Source organism: Salinivirga sp., assembly GCF_055145285.1.
The window spans coordinates 1-7585 of sequence record NZ_JBSRDC010000012.1 but is presented as its reverse complement, the minus strand read 5'-3'; the positions used below and the strand labels follow the sequence as shown (position 1 = coordinate 7585).

Genomic DNA, 7585 nt, shown 5'->3' with positions numbered 1-7585 from the left:
TTTGGAGAATATACACCCAGTAACTCATTTTATAAAAGTAAAAAGGTTGCTGCACTTATGCAACAACCTTTTCGGTGTCGGGGTGGCCGGATTCGAACCGACGACCTCTTCGTCCCGAACGAAGCGCGCTACCGGGCTGCGCTACACCCCGCTATCAATTTTTATTATCAGGTTGGTTTTCTTCATTTTGGATTCTTATGGTCCCGAACGAAGCAGCCCGCTACCGGCGAGGCTAAACCCTGTTTTTTTAGGTCTGCAAAACTAATAATTATTTCGGCTCTCTGAAAATCCCTTGTGATTTATTTTAAATGAAGATTTCTTGCATTGCTGTTTCATCTATCACTAATAGTAGATTTTTTTTGTCCGTTAGTTATAAGAAAAACTATTTTTGTTTGGTTTTAAATCTTTTGCGCCATAGGAAATAACCGCTTAATACTACTATTACAGCAATTAATCCGCTAAGAGGAACAAGAAGAATATAAAAATCACCGAGCAGAAAGCTGAAAAAACGGCCTGTATGTATTTCAAGGGATAGGTTCCATAACGACATTTGTGCATCATGGATTATTTGTGCCGGCATTTCCGGAAATTTCTCATTATGCCATAAGGCCATTGCACCCCGGTTATAATCTACCATGTATTGCTTGCCGTTTTTATCGGTAATGAGACCTGTTACTGCATTGTCGCCTACGGGTCTGCCTCCCGATGGTTGCTGGTAAAGCTTGCCTTTGGTATAGTCGAGTATTTCTTTGTGTTCAGGATGCCATAAAAACAGGCCACTGAATGAACCTATGAGGTAAGCTCCTTTTTTAAAGGGCTCAAACACGGTGATTCCCATCACACTCACCGGTGGCTGCACAGGGAGTTTTTCCGGCCTAGAAAAATGGGTATCCATTTGGTAAATTCCTTCAGAGGTAGCAAGTAAAAATCGTTTTTCGGGCGCATCATATTGAATATCCCTTAGCTTATCGTACCATGGATTGGGTTGTTCGAGATGAGAATAGGGGATGGGATTCACTTCTATGTTGGCAATGGGTATTAGCAGTGGCGGCCTTAAAAAGGTACCGGTAAAAAACAAAACAGCAAGAAATACAAATAACCACCTGCCCGTTTTGTTATGCCACCTGAGCGACCACTTATTTATTTTCGCCATTGTTCTGACCTGTTTATTCTGCTTCCTGCGGCGTTTTATCCAGTTCGGGAAAAAGAAAAAAATGATACCTGTAAGGGAAATGAATATGGTGATAAATCCCATGATATCTGTAAATAGTTTACCTGGCAGTCCCAATATTTCACCGGAATGAATTTGCCAAATAGTTTCAAATAAACTGACCTTTTGCTTATAATTGGCCGGCGCTTTTAATGCTATTTTCTGTAATTTTGAATGAACGCCTTCGTCGAGGCCTTTAAAAACAAATGAACGGTTCATTACGTACAACGTGTCATTAATGCTTTCGATGCCAACAAAACGGTTTATCGATACATCCAGTTTAATTTTTTGCCATCGCGAACGCTCATCATTATAGGCATAAAAACCCATAAGCGTGGCGGCGTAAAGGTTTCCCTTAGCTGATTTGTGTACATCAAAAATTTTTTGGTTGTCTGTTCCGTTCGGTAGACCCTGATTAAATGAATCGTAGTCTTCGAATAAAGAATCTGTAAGCCAAACACCAATATTTCCGTATAGTAAAACACTATCGTTTCCAATATTGCAATTGCCTTTTACCGCAGCCAGATTCCACTTATTATATTGATAGCTTTCAGGTAAATATTCTCTACTGACATCAACTCCCGAAATCACCTCTCTATGGTTCATTAGTATTCCGGTAACCGAAAAATAGAGCAGGATAAAAGCAATGAGAAGTCCGGGCCATTTATGGAGTTTCTTATATGTTTTACCTTTAGCCATTGTTGTCAAATTTCATTATTTTGACTACAAAGAAATAAGATACTTACCTCTTTTAATGTAACAAGTGTGACAATAATTTTAAAAATGGAATAAGGCTAATTTACCTTTCACATGCCTTATGGGGGAGTTTTGGAATGGGGGCTTTGTATTTCATTGCAATGGTGATATAGGCTTCAATGGTTGATTGGTCATTTTTTTTCGGATAGCGAAAACCTTCGTTTACGACATGAATATCGTGTAATGTAATTTCATAATTATCCGGATTGTAGTTTGCGCTGTCTCCATATAGCTGCTGAAGCATGGTAATAGAGTCTGCAAGCTTTTTCTTGGCGCGAAACATCACCTTTTGTTGTAAAATATTCATGCGGTTTGGCTGTCCCTGCATCGATGTGGAAATATAAATGGTATCGTTCGATTCTTTAGTTACCTGCTCTTTTGATTCTATCTTGTTAGGCTGTTCTTTTATTTTTTCAGTTTTCGTATTGCATGTTAGAAAACTTAGTGCTAATATGCTGTAAATTATTATTTGAATTTTCATTTGTTTACTGTTTAAATGTATTTCATTCCAGTCCCATATTCTAAGCGCAATTTAAGGTTTTATGTCCATTCATACAATTTAAACTTGATGTAAATAAGATGTATTTATCTTTTAATGTAACATATGTAACATTTTTTTGGTGTCAGAGGCTTTATTTTTGGCTTAAAAATCAGAAATTATGGAAATAAATTATTGGAGCGATAAAGAAAAGAAACAGAATCCACACGGGTTAGACGTTCGGGAAGTGTATCATCATTCCAATGCACAGATAATGCATATTAAACTGGAACCGGGTGATATTGTAAAACCTCATAAAACGCCGGTCGATGTATTTTTTGTAGTGATGGAAGGCGAAATAGAATTCAAAATTGGAGATGAGACCGAAACCGCCGGTAATGAGGCTGTTATACACAGTCCTGCAAACATTACACATGCCCTGAAAAACAACGGGAACATCGAAGCTCGGGTACTGGTAGCCAAAACACCAAGCCCGAAATAAGTTTGAAAATGGCAATATATTTCGTAACTTTTAGCAACATTAAAAAGGAGGTTTATTATGGCAATTAATAAAGTATGGATTGAAGACGGATGCACATCATGTGGTTTATGCGAAGATGTATGTCCTGATGTATTCAAAGTAGAAGACGAAGCTGAGGTTATTGATGGCGCAGATTTTAATGCCAATGAAGATTGCATTAAAGAAGCAGCTGATGAATGCCCGGTGGAAGTAATAAAATTTGAATAATTACAAATTTAGTGCTGGCCCTGTATTTTCGGGGTCAGTATTTTTTTTTCACGACCCTTATTTCAAAAAATAAAATAAGCATTAATGAAGAATCTGATTAGAAAGATATTACCTCCTGAACAGTGGCGCCTTCCGGTTGTTTTGCTGGGTGGAATATTTGCAGGTCTCTTTTTTTACGCCGTATACATCTCAAAAGCACAATCTTACTTGTCTGATAAACCGGAAACTTGTGTAAATTGTCATATTATGGCCCCCGAGTTTGCTTCGTGGGAGCATAGTGCACACAGGGAATATACGAACTGCAACAGTTGTCATGTTCCGCATGATAATGTGTTCCGAAAATATTATTTTAAAGCCCAGGATGGCTTGAGGCATGCTACCATTTTTACTATGCGGGCCGAACCCCAGGTCATTAAAATTAAAGAAGCAGGGGCCAATGCTGTACAGGAAAACTGTATTCGGTGCCACGCCGAATTGGTGACAGATCATAAACTGTTGGTCTATACCAATGAGTATCATAAATACAGAAAGGATCGCAAATGCTGGGATTGTCATCAAACTGTGCCGCATGGTACGGTAACCAGTATTTCAAGTGCTCCGAATGCCAGAGTACCTGTTCCGCCGAGTCCTGTTCCCGAGTGGCTAAAATCATTAATTTCTGATAACTAAAATATTGTAAATATGACATCATTAAGCGACAAAGTAAAACAAAAACCCTGGTTAGGGTGGTTGCTGTTTCTGGGCAGCATGGTTATTGTTTTTTTACTCGGACTGCTTGCATCCTCTGTAATGGAAAGACGAGCCGAAGCCGTATTTGCTTATCAGCCAAAAGTTGAATATGGCCAGTTTGAACCACGTAACGAAGTGTGGGGTGAGAATTTTCCACGTGAGTATCAAAGCTTTTTGAAAACAGCCGATACCAGCTTCAAAAGCAAATACAATGGTTCTGCATGGGTCGATATGCTCGCAGAAGATCCTCGTTTAGTTGTACTTTGGGCCGGTTACGGTTTTTCCAAGGAGTATAATCAGGGACGTGGTCATATGCATGCTGTAGAAGATATTCGCAAGATACTTCGTACCGGGGCTCCGGTAGACGGAAAAGAAAGTCCGATGCCCAATACTTGCTGGACTTGTAAAAGCCCTGATGTGCCGCGCGTTATGAATAACCTTATTGAAGAAGAAGGTGATTTTACAAAAGGTGTAGCAAAATTTTACAGTGGTACGTGGGAAGAGCGAGGTCACCAAATTGTTAATCCCATTGGTTGTGCCGATTGTCATGATGCCGAAACTATGAATTTACGTATTTCACGACCCGCCCTTATCGAGGCTTTTAATCGCCGCGACATGAATATAGAAGAGGTCGACCACCAGGGTATGCGCAAGCTGGTGTGTGCTCAATGCCACGTTGAGTATTATTTTAATAAGCAGAAAGTTAAAGGTTCGCCTTATTTAACATTACCATGGGACGATGGACAAACAGTTGAGGCAATGGAGGCGTATTATGACAAAATGGAGTTCTCAGATTGGACGCATAAGCTCAGTAAAGCTCCTATGTTAAAAGCCCAGCACCCTGATTATGAAATTTTTCAAATGGGTATTCATGCCCAGCGTGGTGTAGCCTGTGCCGATTGCCATATGCCCTACACGAGTGAAGGAGGACAGAAATTTTCAAGTCATCACGTTGTGAGCCCGCTGGCAAACGTATCCAAAACCTGTCAGGTTTGTCACCGCGAAGAAACCGAAGATTTGGTTGCCAGCGTGTATGAACGACAGGATAAAATAATTGAAACACGCGACAAACTGGAAAAACTTATTGTTAGTGCGCATGTGGAAGCCAAAAAAGCATGGGACCTTGGTGCTACTGAGTCACAAATGCAGGATGCACTGATGGATATTCGTCACGCCCAATGGCGCTGGGATTATATTGCAGCCAGTCATGGAGCACCCTTCCATGCGCCAATAGAGTCTGGCCGCGTACTTGCTAAGGGACTCTCAGCAGCCCAGGATGCACGGTTGAAACTGGCCCGTATTTTGGCTGATCTGGGACACAACAAACCCGTTGAATATCCCGATATATCTACCAAAGCTAAAGCACAGGAATATATCGGACTCGATATGGAAAAATTGAACAGTGAAAAAGAAAAGTTCCTGGAAAGAGTTGTTCCACAATGGCTCGAGAAAGCTGAAAAACGGGAAGCACAATATGGGGTTAAAAAATTGAATACACCATAAATTTATATTTAATTGTAAGTAGTTAATGCATAATGAATTTCGAAGAATCTGGCGTCAGCCCTGGGGATATACTGAAGGCGTTATTTTAGCCATTGGATTTCTACTCACCGGGTTGGCGCTGGATTTTTTTACTCAAACGCCAATACCAAAGCCTGCTTTTCCATACAACATTTCACTGGCTACATTACTAATAAGTGTGTTAGTTATTTTGCATCTGAATCGGAAGTCCAACAGGCTGATTCGATGGTTATCATCAGTGCCTGCAGCCGTCAGTGCACTGGGGCTGTTTACATTGCTTTCTGTTTTGATGGGTCTTATCCCTCAGCAACCTTCCGAGGGGCCCGGCTTAACCAATTTGCTCAATAGCTGGGCTTATCTTTTGGCATATGTCTGGCTTCTGATTGTGTTGGGCTTATCGGCATTAAAAAGAATATGGCCGTTAAAAAAGAAAAATACTGGCTACTTATTGAATCATTTCGGGTTATGGATAGCTATAGCTGCAGCAGGGATTGGTGCCGGCGATTTAGCAAAGCTTAATATGTACCTTCAGGAAGGAAAAACTACCTGGTACGCTTATGATGATGAACGTAACAGAGTTGAATTACCCTTTGCTTTCAAATTACATGACTTTGTACTGGAAAATTATCCATCTAAAATTGCACTTATTTCAAAAGAAGGACGTGAAATTTATAAAAAGAACGGGAAACCTCTAATTGCCGATTTACCAATAGATGATAGCATCAAAATGGGCGGTTTTAATATTAGGACGCTAACCTATATCTCCAATGCCATCAGAATTGAGGAAAATAAATTCCAACCTTCAAAAGATACCGGTGCAGTACAGGCTGCTATGGTGAGTGTTAATGGAAAAAGATACGGCTGGATTTCCCCGGGAAATTTCATGTACACCACCAAACTGCTTACGCTTAATGATTCAACGGCGCTGGCTATGCTTCAACCAGAACCCAAAAGATATGCTTCAGAAGTTGATTTGTTTACAAAAGATGGACAACGTACTGAGGCAATAATAGAAGTCAATAAACCACTGAAAATAGAAGGATGGAAAATATACCAAACCGATTATGATCAACGCTTTGGCCGATGGTCGGAGTTAAGTATTCTGGAACTTGTACGTGACCCTTGGCTACCATTGGTTTATACAGGCTTGTTCATGCTGATACTGGGAGCCATATGGTTGATTTTTCAGGGTAAAACAACGAAAAATTAATTGTTATGTGGTATTATTTTGAAATTTTCGCCTTACTGAGTGCCGGGTTTTGGATAGTAGCGTTAATTTTTTCTTTTGCAATAAAGAAAAAGCTTATCAGGAGGATTGTAGAAACGTTTTCCATTATAGGTTTTCTTAGTTTACTTATATTTATTGTCTTGCTCTGGATTAACCTGGAAAGACCTCCTATGCGGACTTTAGGAGAGACAAGGTTGTGGTACTCATTTTTCTTATTCATTATTGGGTTTATAGTCTACAAACGGTGGAATTATCCATGGTTTTTATCTTACAGTATATTTTTAGCTTTGGTATTCATTATGCTCAACTGGTTGAGACCTGAAGCACACAGCAAAACCCTCATGCCGGCATTGCAGAGCGTGTGGTTTGTGCCTCATGTTATTGTGTATATGGTAGCATATGCCTTTTTGGGTGTTTCTTCACTAATTGGCTTTAAAGGTTTATTGAATCGTTATTTAAATAAACCTGTAAAAAATCTGTTGCAATTTGGCGATAATATTGTCTATATTGGTTTTGGCTTTCTTACCTTGGGGTTGGTTTTTGGCGCTTTATGGGCCAAAGAAGCATGGGGGCATTATTGGACATGGGATCCAAAAGAGACATGGGCCTTTATTTCCTGGGCTGTTTACATGCTTTACATGCACCTGCGATATCACCAACCCCAAAATACTACCCGGCATTTGCAGTGGTTGGCTTTTGCTTTTATAGTACTTTTAATTGCCTGGTTTGGTATAAATTATTTACCCGCAGCTCAATCGAGTGTACATGTATATTCGTGAAACTCAAATTTCAGGAACGCAGTGAACTGAAATTTGTAAGTTGAACGAATCCGCGATAGCGCAGCGTATCGGGATACAGGCAAGCTCACGGGAATTTAATGGAATGTTGCTCCCTGGCACTTTGTACTGACAATTC

8 protein-coding genes and 1 tRNA gene are annotated in these 7585 nt (G+C 40.0%); 6 read left to right on the top strand and 3 right to left on the bottom strand.

The window, feature by feature from the left end:
- Positions 1-77: 77 nt before the first annotated feature.
- The 3 genes from ACTB0Y_RS02515 to ACTB0Y_RS02505 form a co-directional block, all read right to left on the bottom strand.
- A tRNA-Pro gene (locus ACTB0Y_RS02515) sits at positions 78-151 on the bottom strand.
- Between the two features lie 231 nt (positions 152-382).
- Positions 383-1909 carry a PepSY-associated TM helix domain-containing protein gene (locus ACTB0Y_RS02510; RefSeq protein ID WP_463205216.1) on the bottom strand — a complete coding sequence of 509 codons (1527 nt, stop codon included), beginning with the start codon at positions 1907-1909 and terminating at the stop codon, positions 383-385.
- A gap of 100 nt (positions 1910-2009) precedes the next feature.
- A complete protein-coding gene (locus ACTB0Y_RS02505; protein WP_463205215.1) occupies positions 2010-2447 on the bottom strand; it encodes a hypothetical protein in 438 nt (145 codons plus the stop codon).
- 178 nt (positions 2448-2625) lie between these two features.
- Here ACTB0Y_RS02505 and ACTB0Y_RS02500 point away from each other — a divergent pair, with 178 nt between their 5' ends.
- The 6 genes from ACTB0Y_RS02500 (at position 2626) to ccsA (ending at position 7449) form a co-directional block, all read left to right on the top strand.
- Positions 2626-2946 carry a cupin domain-containing protein gene (locus ACTB0Y_RS02500; RefSeq protein ID WP_463205214.1) on the top strand — a complete coding sequence of 107 codons (321 nt, stop codon included), beginning with the start codon at positions 2626-2628 and terminating at the stop codon, positions 2944-2946.
- Positions 2947-3003: 57 nt separating this feature from the next.
- Entirely contained in the window at positions 3004-3192 is a 189-nt protein-coding gene (locus ACTB0Y_RS02495; protein WP_463205213.1) for a ferredoxin, read from the top strand.
- Between the two features lie 84 nt (positions 3193-3276).
- Positions 3277-3861: a cytochrome c nitrite reductase small subunit gene (gene nrfH, locus ACTB0Y_RS02490; RefSeq protein ID WP_463205212.1), complete on the top strand. Its 585-nt coding sequence runs from the start codon at positions 3277-3279 to the stop codon at positions 3859-3861.
- 12 nt (positions 3862-3873) lie between these two features.
- Positions 3874-5424: an ammonia-forming cytochrome c nitrite reductase gene (nrfA, locus tag ACTB0Y_RS02485; protein ID WP_463205211.1), complete on the top strand. Its 1551-nt coding sequence runs from the start codon at positions 3874-3876 to the stop codon at positions 5422-5424.
- 25 nt (positions 5425-5449) lie between these two features.
- Positions 5450-6652 carry a cytochrome c biogenesis ResB family protein gene (locus ACTB0Y_RS02480; protein ID WP_463205210.1) on the top strand — a complete coding sequence of 401 codons (1203 nt, stop codon included), beginning with the start codon at positions 5450-5452 and terminating at the stop codon, positions 6650-6652.
- Between the two features lie 5 nt (positions 6653-6657).
- Entirely contained in the window at positions 6658-7449 is a 792-nt protein-coding gene (ccsA, locus tag ACTB0Y_RS02475) for a cytochrome c biogenesis protein CcsA (protein WP_463205209.1), read from the top strand.
- Positions 7450-7585 lie beyond the last annotated feature (136 nt).

Coding starts and splice junctions, on each gene's coding strand:
- ACTB0Y_RS02510 (WP_463205216.1), bottom strand. CDS start 1,909: ATGGCTAAAGGTAAAACATATAAGAAACTCCATAAATGGCCCGGACTT.
- ACTB0Y_RS02505 (WP_463205215.1), bottom strand. CDS start 2,447: ATGAAAATTCAAATAATAATTTACAGCATATTAGCACTAAGTTTTCTA.
- ACTB0Y_RS02500 (WP_463205214.1), top strand. CDS start 2,626: ATGGAAATAAATTATTGGAGCGATAAAGAAAAGAAACAGAATCCACAC.
- ACTB0Y_RS02495 (WP_463205213.1), top strand. CDS start 3,004: ATGGCAATTAATAAAGTATGGATTGAAGACGGATGCACATCATGTGGT.
- nrfH (WP_463205212.1), top strand. CDS start 3,277: ATGAAGAATCTGATTAGAAAGATATTACCTCCTGAACAGTGGCGCCTT.
- nrfA (WP_463205211.1), top strand. CDS start 3,874: ATGACATCATTAAGCGACAAAGTAAAACAAAAACCCTGGTTAGGGTGG.
- ACTB0Y_RS02480 (WP_463205210.1), top strand. CDS start 5,450: ATGCATAATGAATTTCGAAGAATCTGGCGTCAGCCCTGGGGATATACT.
- ccsA (WP_463205209.1), top strand. CDS start 6,658: ATGTGGTATTATTTTGAAATTTTCGCCTTACTGAGTGCCGGGTTTTGG.